Raw genomic sequence first — 22,741 nt, 5'->3', positions numbered from 1 at the left:
GCACGCGCGGCGCCCGGCCCCTGGGGCGGGCCCGAGGTCGGGCGGCGCCGGCGTAATCGTCGAACGGCGGCGAAGCGGCCGGCTTCGGCGTCGATCGATGCGCCAGCGGCGCCCGGCGCCGGCCCGGGCCGGCGGCGCCGCGCGCCGCGTCCAAAACCCGCCAAGTGCCCGTCCAATGCCCTGCGCGTGCATTTTCCAGCCCGCGCTTGAGACCGGCCCGGCCCCTGGCTATACCGATATAGATCGATCTAAACACCCGCTCGAAGCCGGGGGAGCGCGATGGACTGGGGATCGCAGGCGCTGCACGAACTGGTCGGCTTCTTCGGCCTGGGGGCCTTGCTGGAGCTGCTGGCCGCCGACGGCTACCGCGCCCTGCTCAGCGCCGACGGGGCCAAGGCGCTGCTGTACCCGGTGATCCCGGTCCTGCTGGTGTACGAACTGTTGCGCACGCTGGCGCGGCGGAAGTTCCGGCTCGAGGACTACAAGATCCCGTTCATCACCCTGGTCGCCAACCGGCTGATCGGCGCGGTGCTGAGCTTCGGCATGATCGCGGCGTGCATCGCGTTGTTCCAGCCGTTGGCGCTGTTCCAGGTCGAGCTGAGCGGGTGGGGGCTGCTGTACGGCTACGTGGTCTGGGAGTTCGCCCATTTCGTCTACCACTACCTCGCGCACAAGGTGCGGCTGCTGTGGTGCCTGCACTCGACCCACCACGCGCCGACCGCGATGAACCTGTCGGTCAACTACGCCCACCTGTTCCTGGAAGCGCCGTACGCCGACATCGTGCGCACCATGATCTGCATCCTCGCCGGGGTCAGCCCGCCGCTGTTGCTGCTGATCATGTTCATCGACGGGTTGTGGGGACAGTTCATCCATCTGGGCGAGCACGCGCTCAAGGACGGGCGGCTCGGGCGGCTGCACCGCTGGATCCTCACGCCCGCCCATCACCGCGTGCACCACGCGCGCAATCCGCTGTACATGGACACCAACTTCTGCAATCTGCTCAATGTCTGGGACCGCGTCTTCGGCACCTATCAGGCGCAGCGCGAGGACATCCGCATCGAGTACGGCATCACCCGGCCGATGAAGCCCGGCAGTTTCCTCGATGCGTATCTCGGCGAGTTCCACGCGCTGGCGCGCGACGTCGCCGCCGCGCCGGGGCTGCGCAACAAGCTGCGCTACCTGCTGATGCCGCCGGGCTGGAGCCACGACGGGCGCTACAAGACCGCGCTGCAGAGCAAGCGCGAATGGCTGCAGCGGCAGGAGGCGGCATGAACGACGCGAACCTGGCGATCGCCCGCGCGATCGTGGTGGCGTGCGCGGCGCTGGCGGTCGCCTGGCCGCGGCCGGGCGCAGCCGGCGACGGTGGCAGCCGCGGCGAGAACTACGCGCTGAATCGTCCGGCCACCGCTTCGCCGATCTGCAAGCCCGGCGAAGAAGCGGGCAAAGCCTTCGACGGCCGGCTCAGCAGCAAGACCGAGCACAAGTACTGCACGCTGCAGCGGCCGGCATGGCTGCAGGTCGACCTGCAACAGCGCCGGCGGGTGCGCGAGTTCGTGCTCAAGCATGCCGGCGCCGGCGGCGAACGGGCGGCGATGAACACCCGCGCCTATGCGCTGTCGCTGTCCGAGGACGGCGAGCGCTGGCAACCCGTGGTGCGGGTGCGCGATAACCGCCAATCCGTGCGCCGCCACGCGATCGCGCCGACCTGGGCGCGCTACGTGCGGCTGGAGGTGAGCGAACCGGCGCAGGACCCGGCCGATCCGGCGACGCGGATCTACGAGCTGGAAGTGCGCTGAGCGTTGTGGGAAGACCTTCAGGCCCGATGCTTTTCTTTCCGCGGCGATGAAGCCCCAGGCGACCTGAGCCGAAAGCGTCGGGGCTGAAGCCCCTCCCACATGGGCTCCGTGGGAGGGCCATCAGGCCCGATGCTTTCCTTTCCGTCGCGATGAAGCCCCAGGCGACCTGAGCCGAAAGCGTCGGGGCTGAAGCCCCTCCCACATGGGCTCTTGTGGGAGGGCCTTCAGGCCCGATGCTTTCCTTTCCGTCGCGATGAAGCCCGAGGCGACCTGAGCCGAAAGCATCGGGGCTGAAGCCCCTCCCACCGCGATGCCGCCCGGCCTGGGGCCGACCCTAGCTGGGGTCGGCGCTAGCTTGGACGCAGCCATACCTGTGCGTATCTAGGAAGCCTCGTACTCCTACCGCGCAGGTCCGCCATGTCCGTACAGCTCGACGCCACCCGCCCCGCGCCGCCGCAGGCCGATGCCTACTGGGACAACCCGGCCGCCTCCGACCCGAACCGGCAGGTGACGCCCGAGCCGCTGACGCTGCTGCAGACCGCGACGATCGAACCGACCGCGCGCCTGGCCGCCGACGGCACGGTCGAGATCGACGGCAGCGCGACCAATCCGCAGCAGCGCACCCAATCCAGCACGCCCGACGGCAAGCCGGTGCAGGTCGACCCGCTGCACGACGGCGCCGAGGTCTCGATCGCGCGCGAGCGTACCCTGGCCGACGCCGGCGGCGGCCGCCAGTACGTCAGCGCCGACCAGATCGTGCTGACCACCGGCGCCAAGAACGACAAGGTCAACGTCACCCAGCGCGACGACGGCACCCTCGACGTCGGCGTCAACGGCGAAAACTACGCGCTGCGCCTGACCGAGAACCAGGAGCTGACGATCCGCAGCGGCGACGGCGACGACACCATCACCGTCGCGCCGAACGTCAAGGTCAATATCGTGGTCGATGCCGGCGCCGGAGACGATACGGTGACGACCGGCGCCGGCAACGACCGCGTCGACGGCGGCCTGGGCAACGACCGCATCGGCACCGGCGACGGCCGCGACGACGTGTTCGGCAACAGCGGCGACGACGTCATCGACGCCGGCGCCGGCGACGACGTGGTCTACGGCGGCGACGGCGCCGACCGCCTGCTCGGCGGCGCCGGCACCGACTTCCTCGAAGGCGGCAGCGGCAACGACGAACTCGACGGCGGCGGCGGCCACGACATGCTTTCCGGCGGGCTCGGCGACGACCTGCTGCGCGGCGGCGAAGGCGACGACGCGGTCTACACCGGCGACGGCCGCGACAGCGTCGACAACCAGTCCGGCAACGACACCGTCTACGCCCAGCGCGCGGTCGACCTGATCAACGCCGCCAGCGGCGCGCGCAACACCGTAGTCAACGTCGAGATCGGCGCGGCCAAGGGCGTGACCATCGAAGGCTCCGACGCGTTCAAGCAGCGCGTCGGCGCCGAAATCGAATTCCTGCGCGCCTCGCCCAACGGCCAGCGCATGCTCGCCGAGTTCGACAAGGCCGCCGCGCGCGGCAACACGGTCACCATCAAGGAACTGGCCAACGAAGAGAACGGCTACGCCCAGACCTTCAGCAACGACGCCGACATCGTCAACGGCCGTCCGGGCAAGGGCGGCGACGTGCAGATCAGCTACAACCCCTCGTTCCACATGGACGCGTTCCCGGCGCCGGTGGGCGTGCTCTACCACGAGATGTCGCACGCCTATAACGGCGTCACCGGCACTTTCCAGCCCGGCACCTACGTCGGCAGCGGTCCGGACAGCGGCCGCGTGCCCAACGCCGAGCGCCAGGCGGTGGGCCTGGAAACCAGCGCGCCGGCCTACGACTTCGACGGCGACCCGGCCACGCCCAAGACCACGGCCAACCCCGACCACCTCACCGAGAACGGGATGCGCGCCGAACTGGGCCTGCCGGACCGGCCGAACTACAGCCTGTGACCGGTTCGGGGACGAAGGCCGCCCGCATCCATCGCCGGCGGCCTTCGTATCGATCGCGGCCGGCGCTCGCATCGTGGGAGGGGCTTCAGCCCCGATGTTTTCCGCCCAGCCGCTACGATGCTTCCCGCGCCAGCACGACAGCCGCTACAGGCAGCGAATCGAACCGATGAGTACGCAACCGCCGCCGCTCCCGCGCCGCCCTCGCGCCGCCATCCTGGCGCTTTGCGGCCTGCTCTCCGCCACCGCCGCGCACGCCGCCATGCCCGTCACCGCCGCCGATATCCAGGGACAGGGCGCGACCCTGCACGCCGAGTTCGCCTACGACCCGGGACAGCGCGGGTTGCGCGTGAGCTATCGCCTGCGCAACACCGGCGATGCGCCGCTGGCGGTATTCGACCGCGGCGACCGCCACCGGGCACGGATCGGACGGCAGACGCTCGGCGCGGTCGCATCGCCGGCGCTGGTCGAACGCGACGGCGACGTGGAGCTCGTGCACGCGGCGCGGCCGCTGTCCGTGCCCGCGCCGACCTCGCCGCCGACGCCGCTGGCGATGAAGCTGGCGCCGGGCGCGACCCTGGCCGGCCGGTTCGAGATCCAACTGTGGAGCAAGGCCGAGCCCAAGCGCCTGCGCTGGTGCCTGGGCGTGATGCCGTTCGAGGCGTCGCTTTTCCATGCGCCGGCTGAGACCGCAGACGGCGAAGTGTGGAGCGCATCGTTCTCGGCCGCCGATACGCAACAGATGCTGTGCACGCCTTGGTTCGACGTGGCCAAGGGCGCGTTCGCGGCCTGAGGCTCGACGCCCGCGTCCGATACAGCGACGCGGCCTGAGCGAAAAGCGTCGGGCCTGAAGGCCCTCCCACGGGATCGACGTAGCCCGGCTTTTGTGGGAGGGGCTTCAGCCCCGATGCTTTTGTTTCCGATGCGGTGCGGCGACCTGAGCGAAGGGCATCGGGCCTGAAGGCCCTCCCACCGGCTCGGCGCGGCCCGCCCCGGCTTTTGTGGGAGGAGCTTCAGCCCCGACGCTTTTCGTCCCGCCTCAACGCACCAGGCCTTGCAGTTCGGCCGCGTCGAACGTGATCGTGGTGCGCGGCCCGGTGTCGGCCTGGATCTTGCGCGCGATCAGTTCGTTGGTCGGCGCCAGCACGCTGAAGTGGTTCGCGCGCGGCACCACGTACCAGTGCGCGAGCGGGTTGGCGCTGGCCTTGCGCATCGCCTCCAGGTCCTCGGTGTTGGCGTCGTGGTCGCCTTCGAAGACGAACACCGGGCTGCGGATCGAGGCCAGCCAGTAGCCGGGCGAACGCAAGCGGATTTCCTTGTCGTCGTCCTGCGCCACCGGCACGTAGCGCTCGCCATAGCCGGACACGTCGGCGACCGGGCCGAACGCGAACACCGCGCGGAAGCGCGCATCGCTCTGCGCGACCAGCAGCGCCAGGGTGCCGCCGGTGCTGTGGCCGCCGAGATAGATGCGCTGCGGGTCGACGTAGTCGAGCTTGGCCAGGTAATCGGCGGCGGCGAGCACGTCGTTCACTTCGCCGTAGAAGCCTTCGCGCACGCCGGGGTTGTCGTTGCCGCCGCGCAGCGAGGGGTACATGACCACCAGGCCGGCGTCGCGGAACGCGGCCGCGGTCTGGTCGTTGTCGCGCGGCTGCTCGCTCCACACGTCGCCGAGGGTGTTGCTGTCGCCGCCGGTGATCCAGACGATCGCCGGGCGCTTGCCGGCGGCGTCCGGACGCGGCGTCTGGTAGGCCGACAGTTGGCCGCCTTCGGCGCGGTACTGAACGAGTTGCAGCACCTGCAGCGGCGGCGCGAGCGCCGGGCTGCCGTCGCGCACGCGCTCGCGCAGTTGGGTGGGGTGGGCGGCGCGTGCGGCGGCGAGGTCGTCGCCGGCGTCGGCGAGCGGCGGCCGCGAACAGGCGGCGAGGGCGGCGAACAGCAACAGCGACAACAGCGGCAGCGGGCGCATCGGCGGCGGTCCTTGCACATGAGCGGGCCGCCAGTGTGCGGCAAACCGCGGCGTCGCGCCTGTCTGCGCGAGCGCGGACAGTACCGGGGCAGGGCGTCGCGCACGCGCAGGCGATGAAAGCCGGCAACGAAAACGGCGGCCGCGAGGGCCGCCGTTTTCGTGGATCTACGAGGCTCGCAGCGCGCGCTTACTCGATGCTGACCTCGACCCGCCGCGCTTCCCTGGCGTCGCCGCCGCCCTCGGTCACCGTGGGCTTGTCCAGTTCGATGCGCTCGGCCGCGATGCCCTGTTCCTGCAACCAATGCTGGACCGCCTGCGCGCGCTGCTTGGCCAGTTCGGCGTTGGTCGCGGCGCTGCCGGATTCGTCGTGGAAGCCGGAGATGCGCGCCTTGCTGTCGGCCTTGGCCTGCAGCGCGGAGAGCACGCCGCCGAGGTCGCCCGCGGCGGTGGCCGGCAACTGCGCCGAGCCGAGATCGAAGTACAGCTTGGCGCGATCGGTGGCGGCCATGGCCATGTCGGCGCCCGCAGCGGCACCCCCACCCTCGTTGCCGTCGGCCGTGCGGCTCGATCCGGAGCCGGTTTCGGAGCCGCCGGATGCGGCGCTGTCGCCGTGCGCCGACGCCATCGCCGCGGGCGGCGTGGCCTCGGCCGCCGCGCTGGTCGCATCGCCGACCGGCAACAACGGCACCAGCAACAGCGCGACGATGTTGATGATCTTGATCAGCGGATTGATCGCCGGGCCGGCGGTGTCCTTGTACGGATCGCCGACGGTGTCGCCGGTGACCGCGGCCTTGTGCGCTTCCGAACCCTTGCCGCCGTGGTGGCCGTCCTCGATGTACTTCTTGGCGTTGTCCCAGGCGCCGCCGCCGGTGGTCATCGAGATCGCCACGAAGATGCCGGTGACGATGGTGCCGATCAGCAGACCGCCCAGCGCTTTCGGTCCGAGCAGCAGGCCGACGACCACGGGCACCGCGACCGGCAGCAGCGAGGGCACGATCATTTCCTTGATCGCCGACTTGGTCAGCATGTCCACGGCCTTGTCGTACTGCGGCTTGCCGGTGCCTTCCATGATCCCGGCGATGTCGCGGAACTGCCGCCGCACTTCCTCGACCACCGCGCCGGCGGCGCGGCCGACCGCTTCCATCGCCATCGCGCCGAACAGGTACGGGATCAGGCCGCCGATCAGCAGGCCGATGATGACCATGTGGTCGGACAGGTCGAAGGCGAACACCTTGCCCGGATGCGCGGTCTGCAGGTTGTGGGTGTAGTCGGCGAACAGCACCAGCGCGGCCAGCGCGGCCGAGCCGATGGCGTAGCCCTTGGTCACCGCCTTGGTGGTGTTGCCGACCGCGTCGAGCGGATCGGTGATGTCGCGGATCTCCGACGGCAGCTCGGCCATCTCGGCGATGCCGCCGGCGTTGTCGGTGATCGGGCCGTAAGCGTCGAGCGCTACGATCATGCCGGCCATCGACAGCATTGAGGTCGCGGCGATGGCGATGCCGTATAGCCCGCCCAGCGCATGCGCGCCCCAGATCGCCAGGCACACCGCGATCACCGGCAGCGCGGTCGACTTCATCGACACGCCGAGGCCGGCGATGATGTTGGTGCCGTGGCCGGTGGTGGAGGCCTGCGCGACGTGCTTGACCGGGCTGTATTGGGTGCCGGTGTAGTACTCGGTGATCCACACGATCGCGCCGGTCAGGACTAGGCCGATCAGCGCGCACCAGTACAGGTTCATCGCGCCGACGCTGGAGTCGCGCATCAACTCGGTGGTGATCGGATAGAACGCGATCGCCGCCAGCACCGCCGAGACGATCACGCCCTTGTACAGCGCGCCCATGATCGAGCCGCCGGCCTTCACCTTGACGAAGAACGCGCCGATGATCGAGGCGATGATCGACACGCCGCCGAGCACCAGCGGATACAGCACGCCGTTGCCGCCGACCGTGCTCGCCATCAGCCCGCCGAGCAGCATCGTCGCGATCACCGTGACCGCGTAGGTTTCGAACAGGTCGGCGGCCATGCCGGCGCAGTCGCCGACGTTGTCGCCGACGTTGTCGGCGATCACCGCCGGGTTGCGCGGGTCGTCCTCGGGGATGCCGGCTTCGACCTTGCCGACCAGGTCGGCGCCGACGTCCGCGCCCTTGGTGAAGATGCCGCCGCCCAGGCGCGCGAAGATCGAGATCAGCGACGAGCCGAACGCCAGGCCGACCAGCGCGTGCAGCGCCTTCTCGCCGGCGATGCCGAGCTTGGCCAGCGCCAGCCAGTAGCCGGCCACGCCGAGCAGGCCCAGGCCGACCACCAACATGCCGGTGATCGCGCCGCCGCGGAAGGCGACGTCCATCGCCGGGCCCATGCCCTTGCGCGCGGCCTCGGCGGTGCGCACGTTGGCGCGCACCGACACGTTCATGCCGATGTAGCCGGCCGCGCCGGAGAGCACCGCGCCGAGCAGGAAGCCGATCGCGGTAGGCCAGTTGAGGAACAGTCCGATCAGCACGAACAGCACCGCGCCGGCGATGCCGATGGTGGTGTATTGGCGGTTGAGATAGGCGCGTGCGCCTTCCTGGATCGCGCCGGCGATCTGCTGCATGCGTTCGTTGCCGGCGGGTTGTGCGCTGATCCAGCGCGCGGACACGATTCCATAGAGGATCGCGATGACGGCGCAGCCTAGCGCCAGAATCAAACCGTACTGCTCCAGCATGAAACCCCTCCCCAAGTGGAAAAGTGGACATCACGGGACAACGGATTCGACTTGTGCCGCGTACGGTCGTGGACCGGTGTTCCGCGGATCGCGTTGTGCGCGGCGCGTGTTGCATCGCAGCGATGCCGAGTTGCGGACGCGGCATGCGGCGACTATCGCATAGGGGATGGGCCGGAGGAACCGCCGCGACGGCGCCGGCGGCGCGCATCGCGCGGCGTGCGGCGGGGCTGCGAACGAAGTCACGAAACCCTTGCGCCGGCGGTCCGTCCAGCCGTCACGCGCGCTTGACGGCGACGACTTTGGTGGCATTGCGCGCCGCGATCCAGTGGGCCGGCATGTTGCGCAGCCGCATCGTCTGCGCCGGATGCGGTGGCTGGGGCGGGCCTTGAGGCTCGATGTTGCGGTTTCAAATCGCGGCGACCTGAGCGGAAGGCGTCGGGCCTGAAGGCCCTCCCACAGGGGACGATGCGGTTGTGGGAGGGGCTTCAGCCCCGACGCTTTAGTTTCCGGCGCGACGCTGCGACCTGAGCGGAAGGCGTCGGGCCTGAAGGCCCTCCCACAGGAGCGCGGCGGTTGTGGGAGGGGCTTCAGTCCCGACGCTTTTGTTTCCGACGCGACGAAGCGACCTGAGCGAGAGGCGTCGGGCCTGAAGGCCCTCCCACAGGAGCGCGGCGGTTGTGGGAGGGGCTTCAGCCTCGACGCTTTTGTTTCCGATGCGACGCAGCGACCTGAGCGGAAGGCATCGGGCCTGAAGGCCCTCCCACAGGAGCGCGGCGGTTGTGGGAGGGGCTTCAGCCCCGATGCTTTTGTTTCCAATGCGACGCGGCTACCTGAGCGGAAGGCATCGGGCCTGAAGGCCCTCCCACGACAAGCGGAGCGCCTTCAGCCTCAAGGCTCTTTTGTCCGATGCGGGGTGCCCCCGGGGCTGCATTGGCTCCGCGCGGCCGGCGGGCGAGGGTGAAGTGGCGGTTCAGCCATCGCGTGCGAGGCTGCCCCGGCCCCGCAATCAGGAGCCGCCATGCGCAGACTTCTTCCCGCGTTCGGCGCCGCCATGGCGCTCGCCGCATTCGTATCCCCGGCCGCGTTCGCGGCCGATCCGGTCCCCGAGATCCAGCGTTCCGGCTCGGTGCCGGCGCAGCCGGCCGGCAGCGTCCACACCCTGCGCCAGATTCCCGAGGCCTGCGCGCGCCTGGAAGGCGCCTTCACCGGCCAGGCCGCCGAGCCCTACAAGTTCGCGGTGGTGCGCAGCAGTCCCAACTGCCAGCCGCGCGCGCGCTTCGTTGACGCGGCCAAGGCGCGGCCGTCGGAAGCGGCGGGCTGGAAGTTCAACGATGTGATCCGCGTGCCCAGCGCCGCCTGTCCGCAGCAGCAGGCGGTGGTGCGGGTGTGGCGCAAGCCGGCCGCGGTGGCGCCGCCGGAGCTCGACGCGCAGGGCCGCGCGCGACTGTATCTGCAGGACGAGAAGGCCCGCGCCGAAGCGGCCAAGCTGGCCGCGGTGCCGATGTTCGCCGCGTCGATGACGATCGAAGGCAAGGCTTGCGGCGGCTGAGCGCGTCGCCCCGCCGCAAACGACGAAAGGGCCGCTCGCGCGGCCCTTTCGCTTGTTGCCCGGCGGGCGCGGACGCGCAGGTCCGCGCCGGCCCGAGCCGCGGCTTACTTGACGCCGACGCAGTCGTTGAGTTCGACCACGAAGTCTTCGGCGTTGTACTCGCGGAAGGTGCCGGTGAGCTGGATGCGCTCGTTGGCGCGCAGGGTCAGCGCATACGCCTTCTGGCTGGGCTGCAGTTCGCAGCGCACGCGGGTGTCGAACAGCTTGCTGTCGCTCTCGACCAGGCCCGGCAGCAGCGAGCCGCCGGTCTGGAAGGTCACGTAGTAGCGGCCGCTCTTGCCGTCGCTGACGCCGGCGTTGACGCCCTTGACCGTGTACTGGCGGCCCTTGTAGCGGTCGGCGATGACCGCGGCGTTTTCCTTGGCCTGGGCGTCGATTTCCTGGGCCAGCTGCTGCGCGCTGATCTGGATCGGCAGCGGCTTGGGCGCGGCCGAGCGCGGCGGCGCGGTCTTGCCCGGCTTGAGCGAGCCGATCAGGTCGCACATCGACTTCTTGATCTCGTTGGCGTTGCCGAACGAGCCCTTGCGCAGCTTGAGCGAGATGGTGACGGTGCCGGCGTTGTCGGCGGTGACCTGGACCGGCAGCGGGCGGTGCAGGGTCGAGGACGGCTGCTCCAGCACCAGGGTGCCGGCGCTGAGGTCCTCGTCGAGCACGACCATGTTCTGGCCGATGCCGTTGTTGCGGACCTGGCCGATGGCGCTGGCGGTCGCCAGGCCGTTGACCTGCACCGAGGTGAAGTATTCCTGCCCCGAGAGCGGATTGCCCTTCTTGGTGAAATTGTCTTCGCACTGGCCGGCGACGGCCGAGACGGAAGGGACCAGCAGCATCAACGGAACCAGAAACCTGCCTTTCATGAAGGACTCCCTGTAATGGCCTAAAGCCTGTAAAGCGTTGCGTCCCTGCGCCCCGCATGAACGCTTGCGGCGGCAGATTGCCGCAATCGGGTGGGCGGTTCAACGTTTTTCGGTTGTGCGCCCGGCGCGGCACGGGACATTGGCGACGCCGCGCACAGATAAGCGCGGCGCAGGCCGCGACGCCGAGGGCCGTGGCCCGCGCGGGCGATAGGCGCCGCGGCCCGGCCCGCGGGCGAATCCGGGGCCGCGCGCCGATCCGCGGCAGGCGGGGCGGTTCGATCGGCAACGCGCAGGCGCGAGCCGGCGGGCGGGGCGGCTCAACCGCCGGTCGCGTCGCCGCAGCCGGGGTCGCGGTCGTAGCGGCGCTGCATCTCGTCGGGTTCCAGCGCCTCGATGCTGTGGCCGATGTTCCAGCGATGGCCGAACGGATCGATCACCGTGCCCGAGCGCTCGCCGTAGAAATGATCGCGCGGCGCCATCGCCAGCCGCGCGCCGGCGGCGACCGCGCGGGCGACCACGTCGTCGGCGTCGTCCACGTGCAGGTGCAGGGTGTGGCTGTGGCCGGCGCCGGCGACCGGGCGGCGGATGTCGACCTCGGGGAATTCCTCGCACAGCATCAAGGTGGTGCCGCCCAGGTCGAGCTCGACATGGCCGATGCGGCCGCCGGGTTCGACCAGGCGGAACTTCTCGGTCGCATCGAACACCTTGCAATAGAACGCCACCGCGGCCTGGGCGTCGCCGACGCAGAGATAGGAGAACAGTTCGTGCACGGCCATGGCGGGCTCCTGGAATGGGGTGGGCGCAGCCTGCGCGCGCAAGCGTTGCCGCGTATTGGACGAAATTTACCCGCAGCGCGCGCTGACGGCCTTGCCCCTGTAGGCGCAGCGCGAGCCGCGACCGCGCTGCGGCCGTTCGCGGCGCAGGCGTGGCATCGAGGTCGCTCGTGCCGGAAGGCTGAAATCGTGGTCGCTCGGGCGATCGGTGCGAGTCGCGGCGGCTTGCGCCGTAAGCGCAGTGGCGCGGTCGCGGCTTGCGCCGCTCCTACACGGGCTCCGGGCCGCCTATCGGCAGGTGATGCGGCGAGGCCGCTGCGGCGGCCAGGTAGGCGCGCGGCGACACGCCGGCGAACTCGCGGAACTCGCGGATCAGATGCGATTGGTCGAAATACCCGCCGTCCAGCGCCAGCTGCGCCCAATCCGGTCGCGGCGTCGCCGCCAGCGCGCTCAGCAGGCGCTTGAACCGCAGCACCCGCGCATAGCGTTTCGGACTCAGGCCGGCGGCGTCCCGGAAGCCGGCGATGAAACGGCGGTGGCTGCGGCCGCTGGCCGCGACCCAGCCGGCGACGCGGCGCTCGTCGGCGCCGGCGGCGCAGTCGCCGCCCGGCGCGGCGCCTTGCAGCGAACGCACCGCGCGCACGATCTGCGGATCGAGTCCGCGCACCGGCCGCAGCCGCGCGCGCAGGAACGCTTCGAACAGCCTGCGCCGCGACCGCGGGTCGGCCGCGGCGGCCAGCCGCTCGTACAACCCGTCGGCCGCGCCCGCGCCGCACAGTTCGTCCAGGCCGACGTAACCGCCTTCCAGTTCCGCCGCCGACACGCCGAACAGCGCCAGGGCCGCGCCCGGCCGCAGCATCGCGCCGACCGAGGCGGCCGGGCGCGAGGCGTCCTTGATCACGTAGCCGGCGCGCGCGCCGGCGAGCAGCGCGGGCGGATGCGAGCGGCCGAGGGCGTCGTCGGCGTCGGCGTACGTGCGCAGCGGCGGGCCGTCCAGGCGTATCGCCAGATGCAGGCTGCCGGTCGGCAGCGAATGTTCGCGCGGCCAGGCGGGCGCGCTCGCGGGCCGCGCGCTGGCCCAACTGCGCTCCACCCACGCCGCCAGCGCGGGCGGCAGCGGCGCCCCGCTGTACGGCATCGCGCGGACGGGGCGGGCGCTCATGCCGCGGCCGCTCAGTCCGGTCGACAGCCGGTGAGGATGAACTGGCCGCCTTCGTAGATGCGGAAGGTGCCGGTCAGGGTCATGTAGTCGCCGGATTCCAGCCGGTCGGCATAGCCTTCCTGGCCCCGCGCGAGTTCGCACACGATCTGCGTATGGGTGTGCGCGACCACGCCAACTTCCGCGGCCCTGATCAGGCCGCCCTTCTTGACGATGTCGAAGGTCACCTGGCGGCCGTGGCTGTTCGGGCGCGGGCCGTAGGTGTCGGTTTCCTTGGTGTAGAGCTGGCCGTCGATGCGGTAGCGGCGCCCCTTGTAGCGCTCGTTGATGATCTGCGGCGACGCGCCCGGGCCGCGCAGGCTGTTGCGGATCTGCTTCTCGATCTCGTCGGACAGCTTGCGCGGCGCGATCTGCACCACCTGCGAGGTGCCGGCGCCTTCGGCCTTGCGCACGCTCGCGGCGAGGGCGTCGCCGCGGGCGCCGGACTTGACCTGGGCGAGCAGCCCGCACAGGTGCGCGCGCGATTCGGCGTCCTTGAAATTGGTGCCGCGGCTGGTGCGCGTGTGCACGGAAAGCTCGGCACCGCCGTCGCGGGCGGTCGCGGTGAAGGCTACCGGGAACGCCTCGTAGCCCAGCGCGCGCGGATACTCCATCGTCAGCGTGCCGCTGCGCGCGTCGCCGGTTTCGTTCAAATACTTGTACTTGTTGCCCTGGGCGATCACGCGCAACTGGGCCAGCGCGCTGCCGACGCCGACGCCTTCGACGACGGTCGAGGTGCGGTACTCGGCGCCGTTGCGCGGGTCGCCCTGGCTGGTGAAGTTGTTCTCGCACGTGCCGGCGAGCGCGACGGCGGGGCACAGGGCGAGGGCGGCAAGCAGCGGCAGGGCTTTCATCGGTGACGTCTTCCTTGGACGGCGCCCGCCGGGGCAGCGGGCGCGTGGCCGCCATCTTAGCCGCGTGCCCCGGGCCTTGGTCCGCCGCCGCGGTCGCCGTGCGTCGGGCGACGACGAGCGGCGGTCGGCGTCGTCCTCAGCCCTCGAACGGCGGCAGCTTCGCCTTCACCGCCACGTTCTTGAGCGTCACGTACTGCGGCAGGCCGTCGCGCCCGTACGGCGGTGGCGCCTCGCCGCGGATCAGCGGCTCCAGGTACTTGCGCGCCGCCGCGGTGATGCCGTAACCGTCCTTGCGGATGAAGTTCGCCGGCATCTTTTTCTCGTGATTGGCGACCTTGCTCAGCGGCACCGGTTCGATCTTCCAGCGGTACGGCGTGTCGGAGCCGCGCACGATCGCCGGCATCACCGAGTTCATCCCCTTGAGCGCGTACTCCACCGCCGCCTTGCCGACCGCGCGCGCCTGCTCGACGTCGGTCTTGGAGGCCAGGTGGCGGGCCGAACGCTGCAGGTAATCGGGCAGGGCCCAATGCACCTTGTAGCCGAGCGCGTCCTTGACCCGCCCGGCCAGGTGCGAGGCGACGCCGCCGAGCTGGGTGTGGCCGAACGAGTCCTTGCCGCCGCCGGCGTCGGCGACGAAGCGCCCGTCCGCGGTCTGGATGCCTTCGCTGGCGACCACCACGCAATAGCCCACGCGCTCGACCGTCGCCTTGACCTTGGCGAAGAAGTCGGCTTCCTCGAACGGCCGCTCGGGGAACAGGATCAGGTGCGGCGCCGCGTCGGCGTCGGCGCCGGCCAGCCCGGCCGCGGCGGCCAGCCAGCCGGCGTGGCGGCCCATCGCCTCGTAGACGAACACCTTGGTCGAGGTCTCGGCCATCGCGGCCACGTCCAGCGCGGCCTCGCGCACCGACACCGCGGTGTACTTGGCGGCCGAGCCGAAGCCCGGGCAGCAGTCGGTGACGGCGAGGTCGTTGTCGACGGTCTTGGGCACGCCCACGCAGGTCAGCGGGTAGCCGTACTCGGCCGCCAACTGCGAAACCTTGAGCGCGGTGTCGGCCGAATCGTTGCCGCCGTTGTAGAGGAACCAGCGCACGTCGTGGGCCTGCAGCACCGCCAGCAGGCGCTCGTAGCGGGCGCGGTCGGCGTCCAGGGCCTTGAGCTTGAGCCGGCACGAGCCGAACGCGCCGCCCGGGGTATGGCCGAGCACGCGGATCGCCGCGGCCGACTCCTTGGACGTGTCGATCAGCTCCTCGCGCAGCGCGCCGAGGATGCCGTTGCGGGCGGCCAGGACCCGGACCTTGCGCGCCCGGGCGGCCTCGATGACCCCCGCGGCGGTGGCGTTGATGACGGCGGTCACACCGCCGGATTGCGCGTAAAGCAGGTTTCCGGCGGGTTTGCCGGCGGATTTTCTGGCGGTTTTGGCAGTCGGCATGGGGATTCCAGGATTGGCGCCGGTTTGCGGTAAGCTGGCCGCAATATTCCGCCCGGCGGGTGGCAGGCCGCTTCGAGTGTAGCGCCGCCTCTCGTTCAGGCCAGCCCGCGGCGAGGCCCGGCGGGCGGCCGCAGGGCTCCGGGACCGCCGCGATGCGACGGCCGCCAAGGTTTCATCTGTTCTAGGAGCGATGTAGATGCGATTGGTACTTCTGGGCGCGCCCGGTTCGGGCAAGGGCACGCAAGCCGCACGGCTCAAGGACCACCTGCAGGTGCCGCACATTTCCACCGGCGACCTGCTGCGCGGCGAAGTCGCCGCCGGCACCAAGCTGGGGCTGGAAGCCAAGGCGGTGATGGACGCCGGCAACCTGGTCAGCGACGAAATCCTGCTGGGCATGCTCGAGGACCGCTTCTCGCGTCCGGACACCCGCGGCGGCTTCATCCTCGACGGCTACCCGCGCAATCTCGCCCAGGCCGACGCGCTCGACGCGCTGCTGCAGAAGATCGGCCAGCCGATGGACTTCGCCGTGCAGCTGGAAGTGCCGACCGAACTGCTGGTCCAGCGCATCGCCGGCCGCGCCGCCGAGCAGGGCCGCATCGACGACAGCCCCGAAGCCGTGCGCACCCGCCTGAAGGTCTACGACGACGTCACCGCGCCGGTGATCGAGTACTACCGCCAGCACGGCCGCCTGACCGTGGTCGACGGCGTCGGCTCGCTGGACCAGGTGTTCACCCGCATCGTCGAGGCGCTGGAACCGGCGCCGACGGTGGGCTGAGCCACGGGCGTTCGCGGACGGTCGCGGGTTCTGGGGCGTTCGCTGCTCCTGCTGCTGGCGCTGGCGGGCTGTTCCGCGGCGCCGGAACGGGGCGCGACGCGCGAGTGCCCGCGCGCCGGCGCCGAGGACTACTACTTCGTGCCGGGCAGCTTCGCCACCCCATCGATACCGGACGACGCGCACTCGCGTCGCTGGTACTCCAGACATCTGGCCGCGGCCGCCGAGCCCTCGCTGTCGTGCGGCGGATCCGCGCGCGGCTACCGCTTCACCTGGCTGCGCAGCTTCCATCACCCGGTGATCGTGCGGGTCAGCGCGCAGGCCGGCGTCGAGGCGGTCGAACTCGACGGCGCCGGCGGCTACGAGCCCGGCGCGGTCTTGCGCAGGTCGCGCGCGCCGTTGACCGCCGTGCAGCTGCATGCGCTGCGGGCTGCGTTCGACGCGCTGGACGCGGCGCCGGCCACGCAGGACCGCAATACGCTCGACGGCGCCGAATGGATCCTCGAGCGCCGCGATGCCAGCGACCATCGCGTCTGGGTCCGCACCTCGCCGCGGGACGGCGCCCTGCACGCACTGGGACAGGACATGCTGCGGTTGAGCGGCTGGACCTTTCCCGATCCACAGACCTACTGACACTGAGACGTCGTCCGGGCCCACTCGAAACATGAAACTCCATATCCTCGGCATCGCCGGCACCTTCATGGGCGGCGTCGCCGCGCTCGCGCGCGAACTCGGACACGACGTGGAAGGCAGCGACCAGGCGGTGTATCCGCCGATGTCGACCCAGCTCGAACGCCTCGGCATCGCCCTGCGCCAGGGCTACACGCCCGACAACATCTCCGCCGACTGCGACGAGATCGTGGTCGGCAACGCGCTCTCGCGCGGCAATCCGGCGGTCGAGCAGGTGCTCGACGACGGCCGCCGCTACACCTCCGGCGCGCAGTGGCTCAGCGAGCGCGTGCTGCCGGGCCGCGACACCCTGGCGGTCGCCGGCACCCACGGCAAGACCACCACCACCACCATCCTGACCTGGCTGCTGGAAGCCGCCGGGCGCGCGCCGGGCTTTTTGATCGGCGGCGTGGCCGAGGACTTCGGCGCCTCCGCGCGCATCGGCGCCGGCCGCGAGTTCGTGGTCGAGGCCGACGAGTACGACACCGCGTTCTTCGACAAGCGCAGCAAGTTCGTGCATTACCGGCCGCTGGTGGCGATCCTCAACAACCTCGAATACGACCACGCCGACATCTTCCCCGACGTCGCCGCGATCCAGCGCCAGTTCCACCACCTGGTGCGCACCGTGCCGCGGCGCGGCCGGTTGATCGTCAACGGCGAAGACGCGCGCCTGGCCGAGGTATTGGCGATGGGCTGCTGGACGCCGGTGGAGCGTTTCGGCCTCGACGGCGGCGACTACGAATGGAGCGCGCGCCTGATCGAAGCCGACGGCAGCGCGTTCGCGCTGCTGCATCGCGGCGCGGAGATCGGCGAAGTGCGCTGGCCCTTGCTCGGCCGGCACAACGTGATGAACGCGCTGGCGGCGCTGGCCGCGGCGCACGCGGTCGGCGTGGACGTCGCCGCGGTGCTGCCGGCCCTGGCGAACTTCCGCAGCGTCAAGCGCCGCCTGGAAGTGATCGGCGAGGCGGCCGGCGTCACCGTCTACGACGACTTCGCCCATCACCCGACCGCGATCGAGACCACGCTGGCGGGCTTGCGCGCGCGCATCGGCGCGGCGCGGATCGTGGTGGCGATGGAACCGCGCAGCAACTCCATGCGCCTGGGCGCGCACGCCGACGCCCTGGCGCCGTCGTTGCGCGAGGCCGATACGGTGGTGTTCCTGCACCGCCCGGAACTGGCCTGGGACGCCGGCAAGGTCGTCGCCGGCCTGCGCGGCGAAGGCGTCGCGGTGGCCGACGCCGACGCGCTGATCGCGGCCTTGCGCGAACGCGCGCGCGCGGGCGACCACGTCGTGTTCATGTCCAACGGCGGCTTCGACGGCGCCCCGCGGCGGTTCTTCGCGGCGTTGCAGGGCGGTTGAGGCGCGTCCGCGGGGTACGTTCGGGTGGCGGCGGACAGGCTGCGACTACGGACCACGCTGGGAAGTTCGAGGCGACCGTGCAACAACGCGGTCGCGGCTCGCGCCGCTCCTACAGCGGCTCCGGCTAATGCGTATCCGACGGTAGGAGCGGCGTGAGCCGCGATCGCGACAAGCCAACTGCGGCGAACCACGCCCACCGTCATTCCGGCGAACGCCGGAATCCATTTTGATCTTGCCTGTGCCGTTGCTTGTGCTCGCCCTTGAGCCCGATGCAGTCGTCATTCCGGCGAACGCCGGAATCCATTTTGATCTTGTCTGTGCCGTTGCTCGTGCTCGCCCTTGAGCCCGATGCAGTCGTCCCGCAGCCCCGGAGGGCGTGCGCATGGATGCGCACGCGCGCCATGGGGCAGGATGCCCCTTATGGCGCGGCCCCGCGCCGCTGTGAGCCATAGTGGCTCTTGATCCGAAAAAGATAAGGCCTTTTCTTTGGTTACTTTCTTTGTGGCTTAAGACAAAGAAAGTGACCCGGCCGCTTGCGGACGGAAGCTATTGATCTTCGCTTGTCGTCACGCGTAAACACACGCAAAAGCGGATCCCACCGCAGCACGCCCCCTGTAGGAGCGGCGCAAGCCGCGACCGCGCGATCGCGACGATTACGAAAGTTGCGTCGTAGGTGCGTTGTCGCGGTCGCGGCTCGCGCCGCTCCTACAGTTGGATACGCGACCCCACGGCCGTCATTCCGGCGAAAGCCGGAATCCATTTTGATGTATTGCTTGCGCTCTTATTGATGTTTCATGTGACGACAAGCAGCAATCAAAAGCTTTCGTCCGCAAGCGGCCGAGCTACTTTCTTTTGTCAGCGCGACAAAAGAAAGTAGCCAAAGAAAAACGCTTGTTTAAGGTCAAAAGCCACTAGGTCCAGCACCGGACGCGGGGCTGCGCCATAAGGGACATCCTGTCCCATGGCGCACGCGCGCATCCATGCGCGCGCCCTCCGGGTCCGCCGGGCAGGGGCCTCGCGTGGGGTTGCGTCAAAGCGAAACGGCAACGGCAGTATCAACGGCAACGGCAACGGCAACGGCAACGGCAACGGCAACGGCAGTAAGGTCGAAATGGGATTCCGGCTGGCGCCGGATCGGCGTTGGATCGCAAGGCCACGGCGAATCGGAATTCGGTCACGCCCTCCGCCCCGCAGCCGCCCGACCCGGTTAGATGCTCCAACCTCCGCCGGTTACACTGCCGCCATGCCCACCTCCGACGCCGATTCGCTGGGCCTGTTCCCACTGCACACCGTGCTGCTCCCCGGCGCGAGCCTGGGCCTGCGCGTGTTCGAACGCCGCTACCTCGACTTGGTGCGCGAATGCGGCCGGCTCGGCCGCGGGTTCGGCGTCTGTCTGATCATGCAGGGCGAGGAGGTCGGCGAGCCGGCGTCGGCGGCCGCGTACGGCACCGAGGCGCTGATCGAGGATTTCGGCACCGGCGAGGACGGGCTGCTGACCCTGCGCGTGCGCGGCGCCCGCCGCTTCCGCGCCGAGCGCGCGCGGGTGCGCGACAACGGCTTGCAGGTGGCGCAGGTGCGCTGGTGCGAGCCCGACGGCGAGGAGGTGGTGCGGCCGCAGCACTCGCTGCTGGTGACCTTACTTGAGCGTCTGCTCGAACAGGCCGGCGGCGAGCATGCGCTGGCGCCGCATTCGCGCCTGGACGACGCGGCCTGGGTCGGCTGGCGCCTGGCCGAACTGCTGCCGCTGGCGTTGCAACAGCGGCAGATGCTGCTGCAACTGGACGATCCGCACGAACGCCTGGAACGGCTGCTGACCCTGTTGCCCTGAGCGGCGCGCCTGACGCCGCTTACTGCGCGGCTTGCGGCCCGGAATACTGCGAACGCAGCCGCAGCACTTCCACGCCGTTCTTCGGGTGCGCCTGCTGGACCGTGACGAAACCGACCAGCGCGCGCCGCACCTGCGCGTGCGCGGCGCCGTCGTCGGGCTGCGGCAGCCACAGCGCCGCCGCGCCGAACGGCTTGTTGAGCTTCAGCGTCTGGGTGGTGCCGATCCACAGCGGGGTGCCGTCCGACAGCACCGCCGGCGCCGGCCACAGCCGCAGCGCGTACTGCACGTCCGGGGTCGGGCCGTCGCGCAGCATCAGCAACGATTCGGCCTGCGCGTCCAGCGTCGCCGGCAGCACTACCTGGTCGCGCGGCGGGGTGTCGTCGTCGAGCAGGGCGATGGTGGCCAGCCAGCCGGCCTGCGGTTGCACCCGCCAACCGGCCGCTTCCAGGGTCGCGCGCAGCGGCGGCAGGGGACCTGCGACCTGCAGGTCCAGCGGCCAGCGCCGGCGCGCGTCGCGCTCGTTGCGCTGCGCCGGCAGCGTGGCCCAGTCGCCGCGCCACCAGCGCTGCGCGTCCAGGGTCGCGGTCGGCGTGGCCGAGGCGAACTTGGCCAGCAGCGGGTCGGCCGCGCGCGGCGCATGCCACAGCGCCGCGATCGCGAACACGGTGTAGAACAGCCACGCCAGCGGCCGCATCCAGAACGAGCGGGCGACGTGGCGGCGATACGCGATGCCCAGCGCCAGCAGCCAGAAGATGCCGAACAAGGTGCCGCCGATGAGATCGCTGGGCCAGTGCGCGCCCAGGTACAGGCGGGCGAAGCCGACCAAGGTGGTGACGACGCCGGCCAACAGGTAGGGCCACACCCGCTGCCGCCCCGGCAGCTCGCGCGCGATCAGCACGGCGAAGAAGCCGAACACGATCGTGGTCATGGTCACCGCCACCGACGGGAAGCCGAAGCCGGCCGGCGCGGTCGGCGGGCGCGGCATGTCGATCGCCCATTCCAGTAGCGACGTCAGCGCCAGCCCGAACACGATCGCCGCGACCCAGTGCGCCGCGGCCATCCAGCGCCGCCGCCAGGCCAGGTAGGCCAGCACCGCGATCGAGGCCGGCGCCAGCACCATCGGGTCGCCCAGGCAGGCCAGGGCCGCCATCAGCCGGTCGGCCAGCGGATTGCGCAGGGTCCACATGAACTCGTGCACGGTGTGGTCGATCTGCAGCGGCCCGCCGCTGGCCAGCAGCGTCGCCAGCAGGGTGAACCAGATCCAGCTGATCGCCAGCAGGCAGACCGCCAGCATCACCAGCGAGGCCGATTCGGGCCGGTTGGGGTCGATCAGCGCCGCGGCGTAGCGGCCCAGGCGCGGATGCGCGCGGGTCCAGCGCAGCGCGCGCGCGAGCATCTGGTCGGCGTGGTTGGCGAACCAGCGCCAGGTGTAAAGCACGCCGGCCCAGACCGCCGCCACCGCGATCAGCAGCGCGCCCAGCACCACCGCGAGGCGGTCGGCGACCGCGGCCACCGCGTCGTAGGACGCGCCCAGCACCCAGCCCGGGGCCAGGAACAGCGCCGACCAGGTCACGCAGGCGAACAGGCTCGGCAGCGCATAGCGGCGCATCGGCATGCGCAGCATGCCGGCGATGGCCGGTACGAACGGCCGCACCGCGCCGACGAAGCGCGCGATCACGATGCTCTTGCTGCCGTGGCGGTGGAACAGGTTTTCGCCGCGGTCGATCCATTGCGGATACTTCGAGAACGGCCAGCGCTGGCGCAGTTGCGGGCCCCAGCGATAGCCGACCCAATAGCTCAGCGCGTCGCCGGCGAAGGCGCCCAGGGTCGCGCAGACCAGCGCATAGGGACCGTTGATGTGGCCCAGCCCGACCAAGGTGCCGACCGCGAACAGCAGGGGCAGCGCGGGAACGGCGATGCCGAGGATGATCAACGCGTCGCAGAACGCGATCAGGAAGATCACGACGCCCGCGGCGATGGGGTGGGCCGCGATCCATGCGGTCGCGCTTTCGAGCCAGGCTGAATCCATCGGTCGATTATAGGCAGGGCGGGCTGTGGCGAGGATGAAGCGGCAACGTGACCGCAGGCACTTGGCGTGACCGCGGGTAACGGCCTGTAACCCCGTCGGCGGCCCGTCCGCGGGCCTTGCGGAACCGGGCCGCGCCGGCCCGAAGTACACTGCGCCGCATGTCGGAAGTGATCGAAGTGACCGCGCTGAAGGCCGATAGTTTCGGCCGCATCGCCCTGATGCGCGACAGCCGCGGCTTGTTCGTGCGCCGCGACCTGAGCCACGTGCCGTGGTGGCTGCGGCTGCCGGCATGGTGGCTGGCGCGGCGCGAGGCGCGCGCGCTGGAGCGGATCGACGGCCTGGAGGCGACCCCGCGCTTGCTGGGCTGGGACGGCCGCAAGCTCGATCGCAGCTACATGGAGGGCGCGGCCATGTACCAGCGCCCGCCGCGCGGCGACCTGGCCTATTTCCGCCGCGCCCGGCGCCTGCTGCAGCGCCTGCACCGGCGCGGGCTGGCCCACAACGACCTGGCCAAGGAGGCCAACTGGCTGGTGCTGGCCGACGGCGCCCCGGCGATCATCGATTTCCAGCTGGCCGTGCGCGGCGCCCCGCGCTCGCGCTGGATGCGCCTGCTCGCGCGCGAGGACCTGCGCCACCTGCTCAAGCACAAGCGCACGTACTGCCCGCAACACCTGACGCCGGTCGAGCGGCGCGTGCTCAAGCGCCATTCCTGGGTGCGCGAGCTGTGGTTCGTCACCGGCAAGCCGGTGTACCGCTTCGTGACCCGGCGCATCCTGCATTGGGAAGACAACGAGGGGCAGGGTCCCAAGCCCTGAACGCGCGGCGCGGACGCCGGCAGCGCGGAATTCGCGACGGATGCGCTTCGGACGATGGCGCTTCAGACGATGGCGATTCAAACGATAGCGATTCAAACACCATCGTTTGAAACGTACGGTCGGGGTGGCGCGGCCCTT

The 22,741-nt window shown here is 70.6% G+C and carries 22 protein-coding genes and 4 pseudogenes; 10 read left to right on the top strand and 16 right to left on the bottom strand.

Annotated features, from left to right (window positions below):
- Positions 1–279: 279 nt before the first annotated feature.
- From JHW41_RS20500 to JHW41_RS20485, 4 genes are all read left to right on the top strand, one after another.
- Positions 280–1,272, top strand: a complete 993-nt coding sequence (locus JHW41_RS20500) for a sterol desaturase family protein (protein ID WP_250446013.1) — start codon at positions 280–282, stop codon at positions 1,270–1,272.
- The gene (locus tag JHW41_RS20495) at positions 1,269–1,796 is read left to right on the top strand and encodes a discoidin domain-containing protein (protein WP_250446002.1); all 528 of its coding nucleotides are present in this window, start codon (positions 1,269–1,271) and stop codon (positions 1,794–1,796) included. The genes JHW41_RS20500 and JHW41_RS20495 overlap by 4 nt, the downstream gene beginning before the upstream one ends.
- A gap of 417 nt (positions 1,797–2,213) precedes the next feature.
- Entirely contained in the window at positions 2,214–3,749 is a 1,536-nt protein-coding gene (locus tag JHW41_RS20490; protein ID WP_250445991.1) for a M91 family zinc metallopeptidase, read from the top strand.
- A 94-nt stretch (positions 3,750–3,843) separates the two neighbouring features.
- Positions 3,844–4,539: a hypothetical protein gene (locus JHW41_RS20485; protein WP_250445982.1), complete on the top strand. Its 696-nt coding sequence runs from the start codon at positions 3,844–3,846 to the stop codon at positions 4,537–4,539.
- A gap of 105 nt (positions 4,540–4,644) precedes the next feature.
- Here JHW41_RS20485 and JHW41_RS27580 read toward each other — a convergent pair whose 3' ends face one another.
- From JHW41_RS27580 to JHW41_RS27550, 10 genes and pseudogenes are all read right to left on the bottom strand, one after another.
- A complete protein-coding gene (locus JHW41_RS27580; protein WP_428995588.1) occupies positions 4,645–4,719 on the bottom strand; it encodes a DUF6053 domain-containing protein in 75 nt (24 codons plus the stop codon).
- A 66-nt stretch (positions 4,720–4,785) separates the two neighbouring features.
- Positions 4,786–5,712: an alpha/beta hydrolase family protein gene (locus JHW41_RS20480; protein WP_250445980.1), complete on the bottom strand. Its 927-nt coding sequence runs from the start codon at positions 5,710–5,712 to the stop codon at positions 4,786–4,788.
- Positions 5,713–5,899: 187 nt separating this feature from the next.
- Positions 5,900–6,220 (bottom strand): OmpA family protein, encoded by a 321-nt coding sequence (locus JHW41_RS20475; RefSeq protein WP_250451142.1) that lies wholly within the window; start codon positions 6,218–6,220, stop codon positions 5,900–5,902.
- A 168-nt stretch (positions 6,221–6,388) separates the two neighbouring features.
- Positions 6,389–8,413, bottom strand: a pseudogene (locus JHW41_RS20470) (sodium-translocating pyrophosphatase); the annotation flags it as partial.
- A gap of 406 nt (positions 8,414–8,819) precedes the next feature.
- On the bottom strand, positions 8,820–8,870 hold the full coding sequence (locus tag JHW41_RS27575) for a DUF6053 domain-containing protein (RefSeq protein WP_425606452.1): 51 nt from the start codon (positions 8,868–8,870) through the stop codon (positions 8,820–8,822).
- Positions 8,871–8,898: 28 nt separating this feature from the next.
- A complete protein-coding gene (locus JHW41_RS27570) occupies positions 8,899–8,973 on the bottom strand; it encodes a DUF6053 domain-containing protein (RefSeq protein WP_428995587.1) in 75 nt (24 codons plus the stop codon).
- Between the two features lie 5 nt (positions 8,974–8,978).
- Positions 8,979–9,023, bottom strand: a pseudogene (locus tag JHW41_RS27565) (DUF6053 domain-containing protein); the annotation flags it as partial.
- Positions 9,024–9,102: 79 nt separating this feature from the next.
- Positions 9,103–9,156, bottom strand: coding sequence for a hypothetical protein (locus JHW41_RS27560; RefSeq protein WP_428995586.1), 54 nt, complete (start codon positions 9,154–9,156; stop codon positions 9,103–9,105).
- Between the two features lie 26 nt (positions 9,157–9,182).
- A pseudogene (locus JHW41_RS27555) lies at positions 9,183–9,230 on the bottom strand (DUF6053 domain-containing protein); the annotation flags it as partial.
- Positions 9,231–9,252: 22 nt separating this feature from the next.
- Positions 9,253–9,480: pseudogene (locus tag JHW41_RS27550) on the bottom strand (hypothetical protein); the annotation flags it as partial.
- On the opposite strand from JHW41_RS27550, the gene JHW41_RS20465 reads away from it, so the two are divergent.
- Positions 9,432–9,962, top strand: coding sequence for a hypothetical protein (locus JHW41_RS20465; protein ID WP_198944591.1), 531 nt, complete (start codon positions 9,432–9,434; stop codon positions 9,960–9,962). The pseudogene JHW41_RS27550 and the gene JHW41_RS20465 sit on opposite strands and share 49 nt — an antisense overlap.
- A gap of 104 nt (positions 9,963–10,066) precedes the next feature.
- Here the strand turns inward: JHW41_RS20465 and JHW41_RS20460 are convergent, their stop codons facing one another.
- The 5 genes from JHW41_RS20460 to JHW41_RS20440 form a co-directional block, all read right to left on the bottom strand.
- Entirely contained in the window at positions 10,067–10,876 is an 810-nt protein-coding gene (locus JHW41_RS20460) for a hypothetical protein (protein WP_078996799.1), read from the bottom strand.
- 317 nt (positions 10,877–11,193) lie between these two features.
- A complete protein-coding gene (locus tag JHW41_RS20455; RefSeq protein WP_078996800.1) occupies positions 11,194–11,652 on the bottom strand; it encodes a VOC family protein in 459 nt (152 codons plus the stop codon).
- A 265-nt stretch (positions 11,653–11,917) separates the two neighbouring features.
- A complete protein-coding gene (locus tag JHW41_RS20450) occupies positions 11,918–12,811 on the bottom strand; it encodes an AraC family transcriptional regulator (protein ID WP_250445978.1) in 894 nt (297 codons plus the stop codon).
- 11 nt (positions 12,812–12,822) lie between these two features.
- On the bottom strand, positions 12,823–13,701 hold the full coding sequence (locus JHW41_RS20445) for a hypothetical protein (protein WP_250445976.1): 879 nt from the start codon (positions 13,699–13,701) through the stop codon (positions 12,823–12,825).
- Positions 13,702–13,837: 136 nt separating this feature from the next.
- Positions 13,838–15,130 (bottom strand): 6-phosphofructokinase, encoded by a 1,293-nt coding sequence (locus JHW41_RS20440; protein ID WP_250445966.1) that lies wholly within the window; start codon positions 15,128–15,130, stop codon positions 13,838–13,840.
- A 196-nt stretch (positions 15,131–15,326) separates the two neighbouring features.
- On the opposite strand from JHW41_RS20440, the gene JHW41_RS20435 reads away from it, so the two are divergent.
- From JHW41_RS20435 to JHW41_RS20420, 4 genes are all read left to right on the top strand, one after another.
- Positions 15,327–15,905 carry an adenylate kinase gene (locus JHW41_RS20435; RefSeq protein ID WP_057946349.1) on the top strand — a complete coding sequence of 193 codons (579 nt, stop codon included), beginning with the start codon at positions 15,327–15,329 and terminating at the stop codon, positions 15,903–15,905.
- A gap of 138 nt (positions 15,906–16,043) precedes the next feature.
- Complete coding sequence (locus JHW41_RS20430) at positions 16,044–16,535, top strand: hypothetical protein (protein WP_250445964.1); 492 nt, start codon at positions 16,044–16,046, stop codon at positions 16,533–16,535.
- A 31-nt stretch (positions 16,536–16,566) separates the two neighbouring features.
- On the top strand, positions 16,567–17,931 hold the full coding sequence (gene mpl / locus JHW41_RS20425; RefSeq protein WP_250445961.1) for a UDP-N-acetylmuramate:L-alanyl-gamma-D-glutamyl-meso-diaminopimelate ligase: 1,365 nt from the start codon (positions 16,567–16,569) through the stop codon (positions 17,929–17,931).
- Between the two features lie 1,243 nt (positions 17,932–19,174).
- Positions 19,175–19,759: an LON peptidase substrate-binding domain-containing protein gene (locus JHW41_RS20420; RefSeq protein ID WP_250445959.1), complete on the top strand. Its 585-nt coding sequence runs from the start codon at positions 19,175–19,177 to the stop codon at positions 19,757–19,759.
- Between the two features lie 19 nt (positions 19,760–19,778).
- Here JHW41_RS20420 and JHW41_RS20415 read toward each other — a convergent pair whose 3' ends face one another.
- Complete coding sequence (locus JHW41_RS20415; protein ID WP_250445950.1) at positions 19,779–21,788, bottom strand: bifunctional DedA family/phosphatase PAP2 family protein; 2,010 nt, start codon at positions 21,786–21,788, stop codon at positions 19,779–19,781.
- Positions 21,789–21,946: 158 nt separating this feature from the next.
- Here JHW41_RS20415 and JHW41_RS20410 point away from each other — a divergent pair, with 158 nt between their 5' ends.
- Positions 21,947–22,603, top strand: coding sequence for a serine/threonine protein kinase (locus JHW41_RS20410; RefSeq protein WP_250445948.1), 657 nt, complete (start codon positions 21,947–21,949; stop codon positions 22,601–22,603).
- Positions 22,604–22,741: the final 138 nt, after the last annotated feature.

This window comes from Lysobacter enzymogenes (assembly GCF_023617245.1).
GTDB classification, from domain to species: Bacteria; Pseudomonadota; Gammaproteobacteria; order Xanthomonadales; family Xanthomonadaceae; genus Lysobacter; species Lysobacter yananisis.
Note: the sequence above shows the minus strand (reverse complement) of the source record. Positions and strands in the feature narration are given on the sequence as shown.